This is a genomic window from Dyadobacter sp. (genome assembly GCF_051859145.1).
Classification (GTDB): Bacteria; Bacteroidota; Bacteroidia; order Cytophagales; family Spirosomataceae; genus Dyadobacter.
Window position 1 is genome coordinate 1 of the sequence record NZ_JBHYGF010000577.1, and the last position, 21,064, is coordinate 21,064.

The 21,064-nt window shown below is 46.4% G+C and carries 12 protein-coding genes; 3 read left to right on the plus strand and 9 right to left on the minus strand.

Going from position 1 to position 21,064, the window contains the following annotated elements:
* Window positions 1–40 precede the first annotated feature (40 nt).
* On the minus strand, window positions 41–2,449 hold the full coding sequence (locus ACTIE6_RS24395; RefSeq protein WP_439559106.1) for an ABC transporter permease: 2,409 nt from the start codon (window positions 2,447–2,449) through the stop codon (window positions 41–43).
* A 355-nt stretch (window positions 2,450–2,804) separates the two neighbouring features.
* On the opposite strand from ACTIE6_RS24395, the gene ACTIE6_RS24400 reads away from it, so the two are divergent.
* Entirely contained in the window at window positions 2,805–3,980 is a 1,176-nt protein-coding gene (locus ACTIE6_RS24400; RefSeq protein ID WP_439559107.1) for an ATP-binding protein, read from the plus strand.
* Between the two features lie 45 nt (window positions 3,981–4,025).
* Here the strand turns inward: ACTIE6_RS24400 and ACTIE6_RS24405 are convergent, their stop codons facing one another.
* Window positions 4,026–6,446, minus strand: coding sequence for an outer membrane beta-barrel protein (locus tag ACTIE6_RS24405; protein ID WP_439559108.1), 2,421 nt, complete (start codon window positions 6,444–6,446; stop codon window positions 4,026–4,028).
* Between the two features lie 331 nt (window positions 6,447–6,777).
* The gene (locus ACTIE6_RS24410) at window positions 6,778–7,155 is read right to left on the minus strand and encodes a hypothetical protein (protein ID WP_439559109.1); all 378 of its coding nucleotides are present in this window, start codon (window positions 7,153–7,155) and stop codon (window positions 6,778–6,780) included.
* A gap of 221 nt (window positions 7,156–7,376) precedes the next feature.
* Between ACTIE6_RS24410 and ACTIE6_RS24415 the strand changes: the two genes are divergently transcribed.
* Both ACTIE6_RS24415 and ACTIE6_RS24420 read left to right on the plus strand, forming a co-directional pair.
* On the plus strand, window positions 7,377–7,583 hold the full coding sequence (locus ACTIE6_RS24415; RefSeq protein WP_439559110.1) for a hypothetical protein: 207 nt from the start codon (window positions 7,377–7,379) through the stop codon (window positions 7,581–7,583).
* A complete protein-coding gene (locus ACTIE6_RS24420) occupies window positions 7,580–7,948 on the plus strand; it encodes a hypothetical protein (RefSeq protein ID WP_439559111.1) in 369 nt (122 codons plus the stop codon). Before ACTIE6_RS24415 ends, ACTIE6_RS24420 begins: the two co-directional genes overlap by 4 nt.
* 203 nt (window positions 7,949–8,151) lie before the next feature.
* Here the strand turns inward: ACTIE6_RS24420 and ACTIE6_RS24425 are convergent, their stop codons facing one another.
* From ACTIE6_RS24425 to ACTIE6_RS24450, 6 genes are all read right to left on the minus strand, one after another.
* On the minus strand, window positions 8,152–10,527 hold the full coding sequence (locus tag ACTIE6_RS24425) for an ABC transporter permease (RefSeq protein WP_439559112.1): 2,376 nt from the start codon (window positions 10,525–10,527) through the stop codon (window positions 8,152–8,154).
* A 110-nt stretch (window positions 10,528–10,637) separates the two neighbouring features.
* Window positions 10,638–13,049, minus strand: a complete 2,412-nt coding sequence (locus tag ACTIE6_RS24430) for an ABC transporter permease (RefSeq protein ID WP_439559113.1) — start codon at window positions 13,047–13,049, stop codon at window positions 10,638–10,640.
* Window positions 13,050–13,153: 104 nt separating this feature from the next.
* Window positions 13,154–15,568: an ABC transporter permease gene (locus tag ACTIE6_RS24435; RefSeq protein ID WP_439559114.1), complete on the minus strand. Its 2,415-nt coding sequence runs from the start codon at window positions 15,566–15,568 to the stop codon at window positions 13,154–13,156.
* Between the two features lie 79 nt (window positions 15,569–15,647).
* A complete protein-coding gene (locus ACTIE6_RS24440; protein ID WP_439559115.1) occupies window positions 15,648–18,110 on the minus strand; it encodes an ABC transporter permease in 2,463 nt (820 codons plus the stop codon).
* A 236-nt stretch (window positions 18,111–18,346) separates the two neighbouring features.
* On the minus strand, window positions 18,347–18,571 hold the full coding sequence (locus ACTIE6_RS24445) for a hypothetical protein (RefSeq protein WP_439559116.1): 225 nt from the start codon (window positions 18,569–18,571) through the stop codon (window positions 18,347–18,349).
* Between the two features lie 63 nt (window positions 18,572–18,634).
* The coding region (locus tag ACTIE6_RS24450) for an ABC transporter permease (protein WP_439559117.1) at window positions 18,635–21,064 on the minus strand (2,430 nt) is incomplete at its 5' end.

Below are 21,064 nucleotides of genomic sequence, written 5' to 3' on the forward strand. Positions count from 1 at the left end.
CTTCCTCCATTCTCCCCTTCCTCCATTCTCCCTTCGACCCCTAGCTCCCCAGCGCCTTGACCGGGTTCATCAATGCGGCTTTGATACTTTGAAAACTGATAGTCACTAGCGTGATGATCATGGCGATAAGTGCTGCGAGCGCGAATATGCCGGGGCTGATCTGAATGCGGTAGGCAAAATCTTTCAACCACTCGCTCATGAAATACCAGGCTACTGGCGAGGCGAGCATGATTGCGATCACGATCAGCTTGATAAAATCACGGGAAAGCAGCAGGACAATACTTGCCACAGATGCTCCCAGCACTTTCCTTACGCCAATTTCCTTGGTACGTTGCTGTGAGATAAAGGCGATCAATGCGAACAGGCCCAGACACGAAATGAGGATTGTCACCAAAGAAAACACTTGCAGGATTGCGGATACCTTGTTTTCGGCTGCGTACATTTCATCAAACTCCTGATCCAGGAAATGGTATTCAAACTGCCTGAGCGGGAAATTTGCTTTCCAGCTTTTCTCCAGTGTGGCAATAGCGTCGGAGGCTTTGCTGGCGGAGACCTTGACCAGCATTTTACCGAAATAGCTGTATTCAGGCATGATCGCGATCGGGCCAATCTTTTCGTGAAGCGACCGGAAATGGAAATCCTGCGCTACCCCTTTCACCTTTCCATGGCGCCCATTCAGGTTCACCAGCTTGCCGATTGCATTCTCCGGTGTCCACCCCAGCGCCTTTACCGCTGATTCATTTAGTACAAAAGCATAAGACCGCAGCTCGGCACTATCCAGACTGGCCTGGGCAACATCTGCGTCACTGAAATTCTCACCTGCAACCAGCTTCATTCCCATAGTGGGCACAAAATCCTTTTCAACCGGTATTGCAGTAATATTCATGTTGAAACCTGCCGGTTTGTCCGCCGCTGTGATCGAGTACCCTCCCTGCACATTGAGGGGCGAATCATAAGAAGCAGTTACGGACTGGACCGTGGCATTATTGAGCAGCTCGCTCTTCATAGCGGCCAGCTTGCCAGCCGATAAGCCCGAGCTCATATCCAGTACGATAATCTGGGAAGGATTGAGACCCAGATTTTTGGTTTGAATGTAGTTAAGCTGTTGATTGGCAATAATGGTGGCGATGATAAAGAGCATCGATATCGTGAATTGAAAAACCACCAGAAAATTCCGCAACCCGCCATTGCCCGTGTGGGAAAGAGGCATTCCCTTTAAAACCTTAATCGGCTCAAAACCTGAAAGTACCGCAGCAGGATACGCACCCGACAGCAGGGTAACCAGCAGTACCAGACAAAGCACGACAAGTTCAAAGCTATAACCCGGCCACACTGCCAGATCGAGTACTTTGCCGGTGAGATTGCTAAGTCCTGGCAGTAGCAGGATTGTAGCCAATAAGGCGATCATGGTGGCTGCAAAGGTGATAATGCCGCTTTCAAAAAGATGCTGGCGGAATAACTGCATTCTTAAAGCGCCGATCACTTTACGTACGCCTACCTCACGCGCCCGCACCGCCGAGCGTGCCGTAACCAGATTGATGAAGTTAATGCAGGCAATCAGCAGGATCAGGACAGAAATGCCTGAGAGTATGTAAATGTATTTGTAATTGCCGGCAGGTTCTGGGCCGTTTGTTGCTTTGGAATATAGGTGGATATCAGCAAAAGGTTCCAGTACCAGGCTTACTTTGAAGTTTGTATTCTGCGGGTTGTTGATGTTTTTATTTACATAACTATCCACTTTCGACTGCAATGCTTTCAAATCAGCATTGGGGCGGATCAGCACATAAGAAAAATCGTTTGCTGAATCAAATACCTCGTTTTTGGAGCGGGAAAGCGTACTGTAACTGCCGACCCAGTTGAATTTAATGTGAGAATAAGAAGGTACATCTTTGATCACGCCCGTCACCTGCAAGGTAAGCCGCTCATCCATTTTGATAGACTTGCCAAGCGGACTTTCACTTCCGAAAACCTTCCGGGCTGTTGTCTCGTCAATGACGACCGAATTCGGGGCTGATAATGCAGTGGCAGCATTGCCTTCAATGAATGGAAACGGGAATACACCGAAGAAAGAAGAATCGGCAAATACTACTTTACGCTCATTAAATGAAGTGTTTTGATATTGTACAGAAACCGCTCCGTTGCCACTGTAAGGATAGATGCGTACCGCTTTTTCGACTTCTTCAAACTCCCGTGCAAACAGCGGCGCAATGGCCGTGGGTGTCATCGCAATGTACTCGGCGGTCCCCTCGCCAGGCTGATAAAACAATGCAACCCGCGCAATTCTGTCTGAGTTAGGTTGAAAACGATCGTAACGCAGCTCATGCAGCACGTAGGTCGCCAGCAAAAGGAAACAACTTATCCCGATTGCAAGACCAGCAATGCTGATGAAAGAGTTCGTCTTGTATTTCCACAGACTGCGAAAAGCGATTTTGAGATAGTTGCGGAGCATGTTGGTTAGGTTTTGGCTGTTGGGCTGTTGGGCTGTTGGGCTGTTGGCTATTAGCTTTTAGCAAATAGCTTGGATTGACTTGGTGGTGGTTAACAAATTTGTGCCACCTATCTAACTACCTATTTTTCAGTACGTTGATATAGCTATCGCGTTCAAAAACGGACAGTTGTTCAGGAGGTTGAACGTGTATTTGCTGAGTACTTCATTCACAAGGATTAATGTTGCAAAGTTGTTCATTTGTAATGAACAAAGTTGTATATTAGTAATGCACAATATTGTATATTAGCACTGTACAAAATTGTATATTTGCAAAAAGTAAATGGATATGATACTTAAATCGGTACTGTTAAATGTAATGAACGCTCAGAAAGCGAACCTTGACGAGCTTGATGCAGGGCTACGCCGGCATACACTTACCACATTACCAGATGTGTCGTCACATGCATTGATAGTGTCAGGCATAAGGCGATCGGGAAAAAGTACATTGCTGTACCAGCTGCTAAAAGAAAAGCACCCGGAGGCATTATACCTCAATTTTGAAGATACGCGGTTGTACGATTTCGAACCCAATGATTTCGCAAGGGTTGATGCAATTGTTAAAGACTCAAACACGAAGGTTTTGTTTTTTGATGAAATACAAATCATCGATCGCTGGGAAAGCTATGTCAGGCAAAAGCTGGACGAAGTCTGCAAGGTGGTAATCACTGGCTCCAATGCATCACTGCTCAGCCGCGAGCTGGGCACCAAACTTACGGGCAGGCACATCACAAAAGAGCTTTTTCCATTCTCTTACAGCGAGTTTCTGACTTTCCGGAAGCAAAAACCTTCGGAAGAAACTGTCATGGCCTACCTGCATGAAGGCGGCTTTCCCGAGTATGTCAAATCCGGGCTTGAAGAAGTATTGCATCACCTTTTTGAAGATATACTGATCAGGGATATCGCTGTCCGATACGGGGTCAGGGATGTAAAAACACTGCAAAGACTTGCCTTATACCTCATATCAAATGTGGGTAAAATGGTGACCGGCAACCGTTTGAAAAGTGTTTTTGAAATAGGCTCCACGAATACGATGATGGATTACCTGTCTCATCTGGAATATACTTACCTGTTCCATTTTATACCAAAATTCAGTTACTCAGCCCGAAAGCAACTGGTCAACCCCAGGAAAATATATGCAGCCGACACCGGGCTGATCAATGCAAACTCCGGCTCGTTTTCCGACGATTTCGGACGAAAGTTTGAGAACATGATGTTCCTGCATTTGAGAAGGAGCTACAAGGAGATCTACTATTTCGCTGAAAAAGGGGAATGTGATTTTGTAGTTGTCAGTAAAGGTACCGTGCAGCAGGTAATCCAGGTTTGCTACGAACTTACACCCGATAACCTCGACAGAGAGCTGAATGGCCTGTTTGAAGCAATGGCGTTTTTCAACCTGACAACCGGAACATTGGTTACCCTTCACCAGTCAGACGAAATAGAGCGGGACGGAAAAGTAGTTCGTGTGATCCCGGCAACTGAATTTTTAAAATAAAAAACCCGGCAGCCTCATGTGAAGTGCCGGGTTTGACTACCACGTTTAACTACCGCTCTGCACATCGTCGTTGCGGATACCTCTTTTATTCTTCTTGATCGCTTCTTTCAGCTTGCCGAATTTATAATTGAGACTCAAATTAAATGTCCGGAAGTAGTCCCTGCGGGAATCAACCTGGTCGAAATCCGGGCCCGATGTTTCCCTCCGCCACTGACGAAATTTGGTAAAGGGATTGTTCACGGCCGCCGAGAGGGAGAGCTTATCTTTCACTACATCTTTATTGACACTGAAAGAATAGCTCGTCATCGCGTTGTTAATCCCCTGCAAATTGATGTTGCGTCCATTGATGTTCAGGTTGGCATTTACCCGCCAATCCTTTTGCAGCCGGTAACCAGTTGACATTGAAACCTGCGACATGATCCCCTGATTTGTAACAGGTATATTGTTGACAACCCCGCGAACCTTACCGTGTGCAGCTCTTGCATTCAAACTAAAATTCCACTTTTTAGTAATCGGGTAATTGACATTTACCATACCCATAATTAGGCGCGCAGTTCCGGTATTGGCATAAGATGTGCGCGTAATATCGGTTTCGGGATCGTACACTGCAACGCCAAATATCAGTCCCCCGCCAAAGTTGATCGAACCTTTTTTAGATATACTGTAAGTCAGCTGCACATCATTTACAAATGCGGGACGGAGATTGGGATTTCCTGTGCGTTCAAAATTGGGATTAGAGCGGTCGATAAAAGGGTTCAGCTGCCAGATACCCGGCCGCTGAATGCGCTGGGAGTACCCAAAGTTGAGCGCGTTGTTGTTTTTGAGTTTCCTGTTGACTGAAACAGACGGGATCACATTGAAATAGTTCTGCTTCACTTTTGAGTCCGTAGAAATGAAATCCGCATCTACAACGGTTTGTTCAATCCTCACACCTGCTTTCAAACTCCATTTCTGCAAATTGTACTGGTAGGTATTGTATGCGCCGAATACATTCTGGGTGTTATTGAATTTGTTGCTCATTTCAGTATTCACCACATACCTGCCGCTCTCAGGATCGAAAGTATCATATTGAAAATCACTCCGGTTGGTACGCATGATGCCTTTCAGGCCCGCTTCAATGCTCAGCTTTTTGACGGGATAAACATAGTCAACCTGAATGGTTTGTTCCGAAAAGCTTTGTTCATTAAGCTGCCGGTAATCGGGCAGGTTGAAGTTGATTTCTTCCGAAATAGTCAGGTTATTCTTTTGTGTGTTATTGAATCCGTAATAGCGGTACGAGAATGTAAGCAGCCTGTTTTTATCGGCCCTGGAAGTTCGCTGAAAATTGAGCGCGGCGTCCATTCCTGTTCCATCTCCGCGGTTATCGTTCTCAATGCGGTATCCTTCCAGCGTTTTTCCGAGCTGGCTTAAAGCCGAGGTCTGAAAACCCGAGCCGGTCGACTTGCTCCCATTCACATTCAACTGTGCACTAAGCAGGTTAAGGGTGTCAATTTCATAGCTTATTTCGTAGCCCAGGTACCCGCTGTTGTTTCCCGATTTGGAAAAACCATCCTGATTCAAATCCGAATTAACTTCACCAAATGTGCTCCTGCTGACCATATTGCGTGTTGAGGGCGTAGTATATTGGCTCCCTCCCACCAGTACTGTCATCCCTACCTTTCCAAGCTTTGCCGCGAAAGAGCCTCCAAAGCCCGGACCGCCAACCGGAAACTTCTCACTGATATTGAGCGAGCCGCTATACCCGTTATCCATTTTTTTGTGCGTGATAATGTTGATAATCCCTGCCAGACCTTCTGCATCGTATTTGGCTGGCGGCGTCGTGATCACTTCAATGCGCTCGATGGAAGAAGCCGGCATACTCCGCAACACGTCTTTGTAGCTCCGCTCCATCATACTCGACGGTTTTCCATTGATCAGGATCTTAAAATCGGCATTTCCTTTCAGCTGAATGTTCTCATCCCCGTCAACCGAGAGGTAAGGCACTTTTCGCATCATATCGAGCACACTGTACACTTTGCTCTCCGGATCGGCCTGCAAATCGTAAGTAATGCGGTCAACTTCCTGCTTGACGATCGGCTTTACACTAGTCACAGTCACTTCCTTTAACCCCACCGTAGAGGCAGCCAGGTGAATTGTACCTGCATGATGCTCTTTTTTGGCGGCGTCACTCAGGTCTGCCGTCATCGTCCTGGTTTTGTAGCCTACTCCCACAAGCACTATGGTGTATTTGGCAGGTTTCAGGTTTACAAACAGAAATGATCCGTCTGCTTTGGTAAAATCTGCTTTTACCGGCGTTGTTTCGTTGATCATCAGGTTTACTGTGATGAAGTCCATCGGTTTTTTGCTTACCGAGTCAGCCACAATGCCAAGTATCCTGGCCCCGCCGGCGGATTGTGCAGATGATGTAATGCAGGTCAGGCCGGAGACCAGCAGGGATAGCAGAAGAAGAAGTAATGCTTTCATCATGAGTTTTTTAAATGGCTAATAGATTCAAAATGGCAATGGAATTCCAGCAAGAGATTTGGGCTCTTTTAAAATGATCAGGATGTACTGGAAGTTGTTTGTTGACTCAATGCAAATACTAAGACATTCGAGATCAACAACGTAAAACAAATGTATACTAAGGTACTTTGTGATGCAAGGTACTATATGGAATTTTCACTGGTTAAGGATGAGTGGTCATTTTCGTAACCTGAACGGCAAAGCTTTGTAAGTGATTGATCTGTTTGGCAAAAACAAAGGCCAGATCTTTCGACCTGGCCTGTTCATTTTTCATGGCTATTTAACCTTTGCTAAACTATCCTCTCCAATTGCTGCGCTTGCCCGCATGCTGGTAGGCAAAAAGTCGCTGGCGCTGCACTGGTGTCAATACGGAAATGATCTCTCTTTGTTTCTCTTCTTCCAATTTTCTCAACCCGTTGTAAGAGCGACTCCGTTTGTTACCTGCGGCAATGCGATCATATTTGTTCTCGATCTTCTTGATCTGGTTTTCCTGCTTGCGGGTCAGTTTTACGATGTTATCCAATCGGTTGATCTGAAACTCCTCGTACGAGTTATCCACTCTCGAACTGCCGTTTTTGATCGCAGGAATTTCGCGGGCTTTGTAACGTTGGGCAAAGCTGTTTCCTACTGTCAGGGTTATGATTGTTGCGATGGCTAAGATGGTCTTTTTCATGGTTTCCAAAGTTTAAATTGTTCGTTTATGTTGGTTAGAAGCCATTTTGGCTACTAAGTTTAACCCACACAAACACCCGATCTGCCAAAGCCCCGCCTTTGCCTACCACCTGCTAATTTTAATCGACGAATGGTTACTTCAAACCCACCGCTTGCACATCCGCCTCATTGAAGTAAAAGTGCGATGGCTGCGATTTTGTATATTTGTAAAAACACGAAATCATGGGAGAAGACGTAAAATTTCAAACAGGAAAGATGGCGAAAGAGCCGCGCGCTATGACGCCCCGTGAAAGAGAAAGCTGGCGTCGGCAAATTACCGGCAATGCGAAGGAGTATTTGTTTTCAATCGGGCAGCCATTGGTATACAAGCGTGATGATGGCCGCGTTGTTGCCGAACACAGAGACGGAAAAATCCTGATTATCCGGTGAATATATTCCTGATCGCAGGTCCTCCCGGAATCGGAAAAAGCACAAATGCAAAAGAATTAATTCCAAAAGGCGTGCCCATTATTGATCAGGATCTCGCAGCCTACCAGTACAAGCAGAGAGGTTTTGACAACTATAAAGATATTGCTTCGATTGCAACCAATGCCTTAATCAGAGATTTCATCTTCAATTCAGCAGATTTCGCACTGGAATTAAATCTTGGCTTCGCGTCTCACTACACTTACCTGCGCTCAATTCTGGCATTGACTCCAGATTATCACCTCAGCCTCATTCTCTTTATACAGACGATATCAACCTTTGTCTTGACCGCGCAAAAATCCGCCACCTCAATGGAGGTCACGAAGTAGTTCCTGCAACAATTGAAACGATGTATTACAGCACGATGCCTTTATTTCACGAGCACAAGATCCTGTTTCAAGATGTCCGGCTGGTCGATGTTACTTACTACGCAATCACCGAATTGACTGTTGAGGATGCTGTACCCGCGTGGGTTAAATCAAACCATTTGGACACATACATCCTCTAAAATCCTTTTGAAAGCATTCCCACCTCACTCACTTCTTAGCGATTTCACTGGGTTCATCAGCGCAGCTTTGATTGCCTGGAAGCTGACTGTGATCAGTGTAATTACCACTGCGAGCAATGCAGATACTGCAAAAACCACCCAGCTTAACTCAATGTGATATTCGTATTTGTCGAGCCAGTCGGCCAGGAAGTATAATGCAATGGGAGAAGCGATAACGCAGGAAATCAGCACGAGGTAGACAAATTCTTTCGAAAGCAAACTCCACATCTGCCCCACACTCGCGCCTAGCGCCTTGCGAATGCCGATTTCTTTGGTGCGCTGCTCGGCTGTATAAGCCGCCAATCCAAATAGTCCCAGACAAGAGATAAAGATCGCTAGCACGGCAAACACGCGCGCCAGCTTACCGATCCGCTCTTCCGAACGGAATTTGGCTTCATACTCTTCGTCTGCAAATTTGAATTCAAAAGGCGAATCCTGATCATGTTTTCTGAAAACCGCACCTACCTTCTTCAAAGCCTCATCTACTGGCTTGCCCGGCGCCAGTTTAACATTAATCAGGTTGGCCCATTCATAGTCCATCAGAAAAATTGTCGGTATTGCCGGTTCATAGGGCGACTGCATCACCATATCTTTAACTACCCCAACCACCTGCCGCGGCTTGCCGTTATAGCGAATCGTTTTGCCTATGATATCCTTAATTCCGGTGAGTTTAACAGCCGATTCATTGAGGATAAATGCAGCAGTATCCGTCGAAAACTGGCGCGAGAAGTCGCGGCCCTGGGTGATTTTCCAGCCGATTGTTTTTCCAAAATCATGCGTACAGGCAATGGTACCAAATAGTGGTACTGAACCAGGCTCCATTCCCTCCCATTCAAAACCAATCTGGTTTGAATAAATCCCTGTGGTGGGGCTGGAAGATTCGCTCATTTCATATACTACACCAGTTTTCAGCAGATCGTCACGCAGTGCGCCGTACTTTCCAAAGAGATTGGGCGAAATAGTAATTTGCAATAAACCCTGCCGGTCGTAGCCCACCGGGCGGTTTTTGGCATGCTGTATCTGCTGGAACACGATAATTGTACCGATAATCAGGGTAATGGAAACTGTAAACTGCATCACAACCATCACTTTCCGCGGTACAGCCGACCATTTGCCAACCTTGAATGTCCCTTTCAGTACAGCAAGCGGATTGAAGGAAGACAGGTAAAATGCGGGATAGCTGCCTGAAACAAAGCCGGTAACCAACGAGAATACAATGAGCAGCAGCCAGAATTGCGGCTGCATAAATGGGAAGCTCACCTGCTTGCCGCTCAGCGAATTGAATGCAGGCAATGAAATTAACACGATCACAATCGCCAGGACAAGCGCAAAGCACACTACCAAAAACGATTCGCTCAGGAACTGGAAGATCAACTGACTCCGCAACGATCCGATTGACTTCCGTATCCCCACTTCTTTTGCCCGCTTTTCAGAACGTGCGGTACTGAGGTTCATGAAGTTGATACAAGCCAGCAGCAATACGAAAATGCCGATAATACTGAAAAGCCAGACGAACTGGATCGCGCCGCCCACATTCTTGCCGTTTTTGAAATCTGAATACAAATGCCAGCGGCTCATCGGATGCAGCATATATTGTGGCTTGTCAGTCTTTGAAAATGCGTGCGGCAGCTCTACGTCGCGGATTTTGCGCGAGACTTTTTCAATGTCGGCATGATCTGCAACCTGCGCGAAAAACTGCCAGGAGTGGTTACCCCATTGCGTTTCGGCTTCTTTTACCCAGTGTTCTGCTTGGAGGTAGTCGCTCCATGGCATGATCAGGAAGAGCTCGTTGAAATTGGAGTTGAACGGAACATCCTTAAACACACCGGTCACTTTTACATTCCTCTTAATATCCACTTTCAGCGTTTTGTTAAGCGGATCTTCATTCCCGAAAAGTGCCTTCGCGACAGACTCGGCGATGATGATCGACCCCGGGTCTTTCAATGCACTGTAATCGCCGCGCACCATTTCAAGCGACAGCATCTGAGGCAGCGAAGGCTGCGCCCACATACCCGTTTTATTAATCTTTTTATCCCCGTTAGCCAGCAAGTGCCCGAAGTTCCAGGAAGCGAGTGAGGTATATTTAAAATCCGACCCATACTTGGTCGCCATTTCTGTTACTGCCGGGATCGTTACCGCAGTACCCGTGCCCGTTTGACCATTGAATGTCTGGCTGATCCAGGCCTGCACGATCCGGTCGTAGTTTTTGTGGTATTTATTATAAGAAAGCTCATCCCAAACCCATAATCCGATCAGCATGGCCACTGCTATTCCAACTGCCAGTCCGACAATATTGATTAAAGAGTAAACCTTGCTTTTCAGCAGGTTTCTCATTGCGATTTTTAGATAATTCCTGATCATGGCAGTGGGATTATTTGTTAGGGTTTGGTTGTGTAAATAAGATGGGCCTTGCTGCACAACAGATAGCTTCTTTGTTCTAAAAGTTGCATGCAGCAAGCCAATCCTGAAAATTATTCACTTCGCAGCGCAGTAACGGGGTTAGTCAATGCAGCTTTGACACTCTGGAAACTGATCGTGATCAATGCAAGTACAACAGCGCTAAGTCCGGCGATGGCGTAAATCCACCAGCTGATACTGATTTTATAGGTAAAATCCTGCAACCAGTCATTCATAAAATACCAGGCAATCGGAGAAGCGATGACAAGTGCCACAAGCACGAGCTTGATAAAATCCATTGAAAAAAGTCGGAATATGTTCAAAGCCGAGGCACCAACTGCCTTCCTGATCCCCATTTCCTTGGTACGGGATTCGGCCATGAAAGCCACTACGCCGTAAAGTCCCATGCAGCCAATGAAAATCGCAATGCCCGACAATATCCGGAATAGCTGAAACAACTTGTTTTCTTTGTCGTAAAAACTATTGAGTGTTTCGTCAAAAAACGAGTATGAGAACAGATAATCGGGATACAATGCTGTCCATTCGGCCTTAATCTTGTCAATCTGCTGCGGACCTGCACTTTTGTCCAGCTTCACACTTAATGTTCTGTATCCGCCCATTGCGGTAACCACGCAAGGAATGATTTCACGGTGAAGACTAAACGTATTGAAATTTTTGACAACACCGACGATCGGGAGCTTAAAGTCGCTTCCGCCGATGGCCAGCCGTTTTCCAAGTATATCCTGCGGATTTTTGAAACCCAGTTTTTGTGCAAAAGCTTCATTCACGACATATTCTCTGATTGTATCCGAATGCTGGTACATTCTGCCAGCTGCCAGTTTGAGGTTGTAAGTGTTGAAGTATGCCGTATCCGCCGGCCGCATTACCACGCCAAAGTCAAGCGGTTCGGGATCGTTTTCGTAAGTAAAACCAGTTTGCCAGTTGCTGCGCGACATGGGGGTAAATGCGCTGAAACTATATGATTTTACACCCGGCATTTCAGCCAGCTTTGATCGCATCGCAGTGACTTTCCCCGCGTCCACATCAGGAATGCCGATAGTCAGGATTTCGTCTTTGCTGAAACCCAGGTCCAGATTACGGAAGTAGTTCATCTGACTGTTCGCGATCAGCGTACCGATCAGGATAACCTGCGAAATGGCGAATTGCAGCACGATGAGTCCCCGACGCAGATTAGATTGACCCTTCCCGCCTTTGGACACTTTCCCTTTCAATGCAAGGATCGGCTGGTAACCGGATACCACCAATGCAGGGTAAAATCCTGCCAGTAACGTAACCAGAATAGTCAGTATCAGGCAGAACAGCAGAATGCTGGCATCAGCAAAAAACAGCGCACCTTCTGCATTAATGTCGAGAATGTCTGAGATATAAGGCAAAACCAGCTGGGCCGAAAGCAGCCCCAGCAAAACGGACAATATAGTAATCAGGCCTGTTTCGGAGAAATACTGCCGCAAAAGCTGACTTCTCGTACTGCCCAGCACTTTGCGCACTCCAACTTCGCGAGACCGGCGCAATGCCTGCGCGGTTGCGAGATTAACAAAGTTGACACAAGCTGTGATCAGGATAAATATGCCCACGAGCGACATTGCCCAGATCATCCCTTTACTGATCGTGCGGTTGGAATAGTTGCCGATTTTGGTTGCGAAGTGGATTTCATTCAGCGGTTGAAGTACAAATTTCGACTTCTTCGCTTCTTCCGGGTTGCGGTACTTTCTACTGAAAGCATCAAGTTGTTTCTCAAACTGCTCTTTGCTGGTATGGTCCGGCAAAAGCAGATAGATCTGTCCGCCGCCATAGCTCGAAATCCAGTCGTCCCAGTTCGTAAATGCACCATAGTCTTTCAGGGAAGCAAAGGAAAGCATGGTTTTGAATGGGAAGTTGGTTGCCACAGGCGGATCTGCGATAATACCTGTTACAGTAAAGCTGCGGTGGTTCTCAACCAGGATCGTTTTCCCCATTGGGTCTGCATTGCCGAAGAACTTTTTAGCTTCTGAGTCGGCAAGTACAACTGAGCCTGGATTTTGCAGTGCGGTTTTGGGAGAACCTTTCAGCCATTTATAATCCAACAGATTGAAATACTCAGGCCCGATGAATGCAACGGTATTTCCGGGATCTGAAAATTTCTTCTTTTCTGCTCCCGTTCCAATTGTGATCAATGCGCTGCGCAGCGCATAAGTGCAGGTAATCTGATTTTTAAGTTCCGGAAAATCATTCCCGAGCGCACCGATTGCCGGCATTGGCATACCTGTATTAAATCCCTTGTCTCCGTCGGCAATGCTATGGTTCAGGATACGGAACACCCGATCCGCATGCTTGTGGTGCTGGTCATAGCTCAATTCAAACCGGACCGTAAAAAAAATCAGAACACAACAAGCCAGCCCAAGCGTGAGCCCCACAATGTTGATAACCGTAAAATTCCAGTTACGGCGCAAGTTGCGCAGTGAAGTGATGATGTAGTTCTTGATCATGGCTATTTGGAATGGAGAATGGAAGAAAGGGAGGATGGAGGAAAGGGAGGATGGAGGATGGAGCTTTGTCCCTTCCTCCCTTTCCTCCGTCCTCCATTCTCCCCCTATTCAGATTTCAACGATTTAACAGGATTCATTAATGCTGCTTTGATACTTTGGAAACTGACTGTTGCTACTGCGACGATCACTGCTGCCAGACCTACCAAAATGAAAATCAATGGATTGATACTGATCCGGTAAGGGTAATTGTCCAGCCACGACTGCATTGCAAACCACGCCAGCGGCGTCGCAATCAGGATCGCTACCAGCACGAGCTTGACAAAGTCTTTGGACAGTACCAGAACAAGACTCGCAATGCTCGCGCCAAGCACCTTCCGCACCCCGATCTCCTTTGTACGTTGCTCGATGACAATTAGCGCAACTGCGAACAAGCCGAGGCAGGACAGGATAATTGCGACTACCGAAGCCAGGCTGAACACCTGCGACATACGTTCTTCTTCTTTGTACCAGGCATTTGTATTTTCATCCACAAACGAAGCATTGAAATCCGATTCAGGAGAGATTTCCTTCCAGGACGCTTTCAATTTGTCCATTGCAGTTCTCAAACTATTCGGCGCAACCTTCACAAATATGTAACTGATCCCGCCCGAAGGTGAAATGTGCATGGTAATCGGCTTCTTCTCGTTTTTGGAAGAATAAAGGTTGAAATCAGAAACAAGTCCGATGATCTGGTACTTTACACCGGCTGTATCTGTCTGAAAAAACTTACCGATCGGATCTTTCTCTCCGATCATCTTGGCCATACTTTCGGTGATAATGACGCGATCCAGTGAATCTGTCGGGTAAGCAGGGTCAAATTCACGACCCGCGAGCAGCTTTATATTTAATGTTTTGAGATAATCATAATCGATCTGCAGCCAATCGGTTGTGACTTCCTTTTCCTTGAATGTAAAACCGATTACACTACGCGAAGTGCTTCTGTCGAGCCCGATTCCCAGGTTCACCCCGCTCCCGGTCATGCTCAGTACACTAGGATCGTCTTTCAATAGATTCCTCAATCGCCGCAATGCAACCTGTCCGTCGACCTTGCTGCCTACCGGAATACTGATTACCTCTTCTTTTTTAAACCCGAGCGGCTCCGTGCGCAAGTGGTTAACCTGCTGTACAGCGATGATGGTACAGCAGATCAGCAGGCTAGATAGGGTAAATTGGGCAACAATGAGCGAATTGCGGAGTATACCCGGTTTTTTCAGAGATACTTTGCCTTTCAGAACCTCTACTGCATTGAACCGAGACATTTGCCAGGCGGGATACCCTCCGGCAAGCAATGCAACAAACACAAATAAGCCGACAATCAGCGCGAGCTTGTCAGGCTCGAAAATGTATCCCAGATTTAATTTGGACTGAAAAGTTGCATTGAAAGTAGGCAGCAGCAGTACTGTAAGTGCAATACCAACCAGAAATCCGAGAAAACAAATAATACCTGCTTCCGCCCAGATTTGCAGGAATAGCTGTTGTTTCAATGCGCCCAGCGATTTTCTGACTCCTACTTCCCGCGCCCGAATGAAAGACCGCGCTACATTCAGATTAATAAAGTTAAAAGAGGCAATCAGCAGAATAAAAACTCCGATTGCCATCAATGCATAGACCAATGCAATAGGTGAGCTACCGGCCAGCGCACTGTCGAAATGTACATCTTCCAATTTGGTAAGCCGCAATGCAAAAAGATCGCCCCTTTCATCCGGCCTGGCACCTTGCTTTTTCAGACTCGTAATGTTGTCGCTGAAATACTTGGGGGTTAACGAACGCAGCCTTTTTTCAAAAGCAACCTGATCCACATTGGGTTTAAGTTTCACGAAAACTGGATGTGAATGCGCGTCCCATTGGTCTTTTTGTTGTTGGTAACCGCCTGCATTTTCAACCCTGACAAATGCATCAAATTTGATAGTCGAGTTTTCCGGAAAATCTTTGAAGACACCCGTAACGATATACTGCTTCTTGCTTCCTTCCAGTCCCACCTGCAACTGCTTTCCAATGGGATCTTCTTTCCCGAAAACATCCTTCGCCATATTCTCGGTGATCACGATATTACTCAGGTCGCTTAAAGCGCTGGCCGTAGTACCCTGCACCAATGGGAAAGTGAAAATCCTGAAGAAATCTGCATCTGTAAACTTGATCTGCTTATCGAAGTATTTGCCGTTATACTGCACCACATCGCTTCCATTCAGGATACGCGCGGCGGCTTCCACTTCGGGAAACTCCGCTTTCAGCGCGGGTGTAAGCGGCAGCGGCATTGAGCCGGACTTGCGTGCTTTATCCGCATCATTTGAGAAAAAATAAGTTTGATATATGCGCTCCTTGTCCTGGTGAAAATCGTCGTACGACAACGCGAAGTAGGCTGTCAGGAACAAAAAAGCGCTGATACAAAAAGCAACAGAAAGGCCGGTGACATTAATAAGCGCATAACCTTTGCTCTTCCAAAGGTTACGCATTGCGATCTTGACGTAGTTTTTGAACATAATGTTATTGTTTAAGGGAGGATGGAGGAAAGGGAGGATGGAGGAAGGTTTTCTCCATTCTTCGTCCTCCATTCCGCCTTTATTCGCTTTTAAGAGATTTTACTGGGTTTGTGATTGCTGCTTTGATTGCCTGGGTACTAACTGTCAGCAATGCGATCACGATGGACATAATACCTGCAACCAGGAACATCCACCATTTAATATCGATCCGGTAAGCAAAATCTTCCAGCCATTTGTCCATCAGATACCAGGTCAGTGGTGTGGCGATTAAGATCGAGACAAGGATCAGTTTTACAAAATCACCCGAAAGCAATGCTACAATGCTCGTTACCGAGGCGCCGAGTACTTTCCTTACACCAATTTCCTTGATGCGCTGCTGCGCTGCGAATGCTGCCAACCCAAACAATCCAAGACAGGATATCAGGATGGAAATGATCGTGAAAGAATTTACAATGCGCCCGGTCCGTGCGTCGGCGGCGTAATTGCGCTGAAAATCTTCGTTGACAAAACTGAAACTGAATGGTTCATCCGGCACCAGTTCTTTCCATTTGGATTCCACAAACGGCAGCACAGTGGTTACATTATTTGTGTTCACATGCGCGATGAGGTAATTGAAGTAAGTATTGCTTTGCAGAAAGAACGCATAAGGTTCAATTACCTGGTGCATATCCGCGAAATGGAAGTCTTTCACTACACCGATGATCTCGATCGGAACAGCTACATTTCCCCCAAACCGATCATCGAAAAACAATTTCTGCCCAACTGCCTTTTCCAACGGAACTCCGAACTTCCGTAGTGTCGCTTCGTTTACGACCATTTTCATGTTGGTATCACTCGGGAATTCCTTGGAAAACATTCTTCCTGCAACTGGAATGAAGCCCATTGTTTCGATAAATTCCGGCGCAACCCAGTTTGTTTTGATAATATTGTCCGTCTCCGCGCTTTGACCAGGCAAATACACTTTCATATCGCTTGGATTGAGGATACCGGGATAATATGAGGTACCTGCGGCCGCGCTGATCTGGCTGTTTTGAAGCAGCTCGTTCCTCAAAGCGATATATACTTTGCGTGAGTTTTCACTTCTGAATGGGATCACGATCTGCTGGTCTTTATTGAAGCCCAGCGGCTGTTCCCGCATAAACTTGATCTGCCGCTGAATGACGATCGTGCCTACTACCAGACCAATGGAAATCACAAATTGAAATACCACGAGTCCGCGCCGCAAAGCAGTAGCAGAGCCAGAGTTCACGAATTTCCCTTTGATCACATCCAGGGGATTGAAGAGCGAAAGTAAAAAAGCAGGATAACTGCCTGCAAGTAACCCCGTGATCAACGCAAGTGCGATGAATTCGAGGATTATTTCCGGCCTGAGCAGGTCACTGATAAATAAAGTTTTGTCCGCCAGTTGATTGAAGAAAGGAAGGCAAAGCGCCACAGCCAGCACAGCGATGATCAGCGCCAGAAAAGTGAGCACCATCGATTCGCCCAGGAACTGGCCTACCAGCCCAGCTTTTCCCGCACCCATTACTTTCCGCATTCCTACCTCGGCAGCGCGTTTGGCTGAGCGGGCGGTGGCAAGGTTCATGAAGTTGATACAGGCGATGAGAAGTGTAAATATGGCGATGCAGCCCAGAATGTACAGGTACGTAGTACTGGTAGTGGGTGTTACAATTTTGTCAATAACATTGAAAAGGTGAATATCGGGCACGGCGAGCAAATGCAGCTTTTTCTCGAATCCGGCGAGCTTCAAATCTGCTCTTGCGTATTTCTCTATGAATGAAGGCAGCTTTTGGCCAAACTTCTCTGCACTTGTTCCGGGTTTCAGTTGCAGGTAAGTGTAAAACATATTGTTATTGGTAAAATCCTGCTTCGACTCCCGCAGGTAATCACCTACCCAACCTGCCTGCAATGACATAAAGTAGCGTGCGTCGATGTGCGACCTGCGGCTTTCGTCTTTAAAAACCCCGGCAACCCTGAAAACCTCATTGTTCCCCGTGCGCCCGCCTACCCTGATGTTTTTGTTTAAAAATGGCCCATTGCCGAACAGCTTAACAGCTACTTCTTCGGAAAGCACAATGGAATGCGGGTCTGTCAATGCGGTATGCGGATCACCCTCGGTAAATTCATAAGAGAACATATCGAAGAATGCCGGATCTACGTGGATGCCTTTTGTTTCGTAAAAAGACCGGACTGTTTTGCCGGCTTCCTCAATTTTTAGGAGTGTTTTGTCTTCCAGAAAGTTCTGCCAGAGGCGGGTTACCTCTACTACTTCAGGGAATTCGGATTTCACAGCCTGTGCGTAAAGTGAAGGCGCGCGCGGATTATCCATTTTCTCTCCATTCGCCTGCACATTCTCGCTCCTGAGCAAATACAAATCACCCGCATTCTTGTGGTGTTTGTCAAAAGCAACTTCGCTGAGTATGTAAAGTAAAAGGAGCATGCAGCACGTCATCCCGACGGACAGCCCAAAGACATTAATGGAAGAGAACAGCTTACTTTTAAGCACATTTCTCCACGCGATTTTCAAATAATTTTTAATCATGGCTAACGGATATGGAAGAGTTGCAAACTTCTCTTATCCGTTAGTGAATTATTATACCAAAGTACTTAAATGCACCGCAATACCTTGTAATACAACATTATAAGTACAGTTTTAAACTAAAAAAGTGTCCACTTTCGGACACTTTTGTTCGGTATTGGACTTTGGCTTCTAATACGAAAACGGCTTTTGATACGTGCTTCTTGCGCGAATGATCTTTACTGCTTTTGCTGCTTCGTCTATATAGTACGAGATGCATGCGTTATAAAGGAACCACTCTCAATGCGTTTAAGTGCGTCATCAAGTTCCCTGTTATATTCTTCCAGGGAGTTTTCAAAATCCGGGCTATGTTCCTTTTTAAGATTCAGAAAGGACTTGATTACGCTCAATAAAGACTTTTTCTCTTCATCTTCCAGTAAGGGAAGGTAAAGTAAAATCTCCGAGTCGATTGTTTTAGCTTCCATCATTTCGCTTTTTCTATTAACTACTTCAATTTAACAAAACATAATTTAAACTCCAATTCCCCCCTACTCACTCCGCAAACTCTTCACCGGATTTGTCAATGCTGCCTTGATACTTTGAAAGCCGACGGTGAGCATCGTTAACAGCAATGCGAATAACCCTACCAATCCGTAAATGTACCAGTCAATGCTAATGTGATATTCGAATGTTTGAAGATAATTTTTCTCAAAAAGGTAAGCCATGGGCGAACCGATAATCACGGCGACTACCACCAGGAGCAGGAAGTCTTTTGAAAGCAGATATACAATTTCCCAAACACCGGAACCCAGTACTTTGCGGATACCTACCTCTTTGGTTCGCTGATTAGCCGCTAATGTGATCAGCCCAAATACACCTGCAAAAGCAATAATAATCGACAACAAACTGACGAAATTGACCATTTTCCAGATCCCGTCCATGTGATTGTACTGACTGCTCAATGCATCTGTTGCGTAAAATGCAGAAAACGGCTTGCGTGCGGGAATTTGTTTCATTTTAGCCTCCACCGCCAACAGTACCTTCTTCGCCTGACTGATATCATGAAGCTTGATGCTCAGATAATTGTTGATACCAGCCGGACCACCGTACCAATGCAGCAGCGGCTCGATCTTGTCTTTCAGCTCCTGATAATGGAAGTCTTTCATCACACCCACCACCGTGTAAACCTCAGTATTATTTTTCTGGCGCAGGCGCTTGCCCACCGCCGTCTTCCAGCCCAGCGCTTTCATCGCCGACTCGTTGATTATGACCGGATTGTTTTCACCCCCCTTGTCAATCTCATCCGAAAACTCCCGGCCTTCGATTATTTGTATCCCGTAGGTCTCGGCATAGCGTGCGCCTATTCCCAGGTGCCTGAAGCGCACTTCCTTGCTGGTCTCTTTTTCCGGTAGGTACATGTTGTAATTACCCCAGTACTTGGTCGGCACTACACTTGAAGTAGCAATGCTTTGCACCCGCGAATCCTGATTAAGCCCGTCGAGAATCGATTTAAACTGGCTTCTCGCGGCTTTTTCGTCTTTGTATTGCAGGTCTGTGGAGACTACCACCACATTGCTATGCTCATAGCCGGGCTTGGCCTGCCGCATGAAGCTTACCTGCTTTCTCACAGTAATGGCGCCGATAGCCAGTGCAAATGCAATTATAAATTGTACGACGATCAAAGTACTGCGGGTCCAGCCCCGGCCACCGGCCTTGTTGGACAGCTTCCCTTTGATGGTATCCCTCAGGTCCAGCTTGTTCAGATAAAGCGCAGGATAGGTGCCCGCAATGATGGCAATGAGGCTGATAATGGCTGCAAGCACAACAAGCGTAACATAATCGCGCTCCCAGCTCAGTACCAGCTGCATCCTGCCTTGTCTGAATTCATTGAATTCGGGCACCAGGTAAGTTACCGCAAATACAATGGAAAGTAGCAGCGAGGCAATCAGCACGATGCCGGACTCAGTCCAGAACTGGAACAGGATCTGTTTCAATGTCGATCCGGTTACCTTCCGAACAGCCACTTCTTTGGCGCGTGTGAAAGCAATAGAGGTATTCAGGTTCAGCAGGTTAATACTGATAATGAGTAAAATAAAGCCTGCGATCAGGATTGCGCCGTAGATCATCCATTTGAAGCCTGGATTTTCGGTGTGAATGTATTCTTTCAGTGGCGCAATATGCACGCCCCGGTCAGCATCAGCTGCGCCGAAATGTGCCTTTGCAAAAGTGGGCATTTGCTTTTGAAATTTGGCTACATCGGCATCCTTCCTCAGTTTCAGGTATACGTTTGAAAAAGTATTATACCAATCTGCATTGTTAGCAAAGTTCCTGTCAGCTTCCAGGAAAGCGATCGGCGCGAGTACATCAAATTGCAGCGACGAGTTTTCAGGAATTCTTTCCAAAACACCTGTCACCTTGAAATTCAATGTATCGTTTACTGAAACCGTCTCTCCGACAGGATTTTTATTCCCAAACAGCGACTCAGAAATACGCTGGCTGATCACAATTGATTGCCGGTCTGTCAATGCGGTTTGTGGATTTCCGTATTTAAGTTTGAAAGTAAAAATGCTGAGAAAGCCAGGATCTACAAACTTGGTATCGCCTTGCGCATCCTTTCCCTTGTAGCCGATCCACAAATCGTACCAGCCTTGAAAATGGGTACCGTCCTCTATTTCAGGATATGTTTTTACCAGCTGATCTAAAATCGGATGTACGGTTTGATTGTACCTGCCGTCGCGGGTTTCGGTTTGTACCAGGTAAATTTGATCGCTGTTTTCGTGAAAAGTATCGAAAGTGATCCCGCGCTGAACAAACAGGATCAGCACACCTATACTGGCGAGCCCAAGCGACAGTCCCAGCAAATTGATCCCCGTAAAAAGCCGGTTTTTCCAAAGTGTACGAAACGCGATCTTGAAATAATTTCTAAGCATGGTTTTGAGGTTTAGAGGGAGGATGGAGGAAAGGGAGAATGGAGGAAA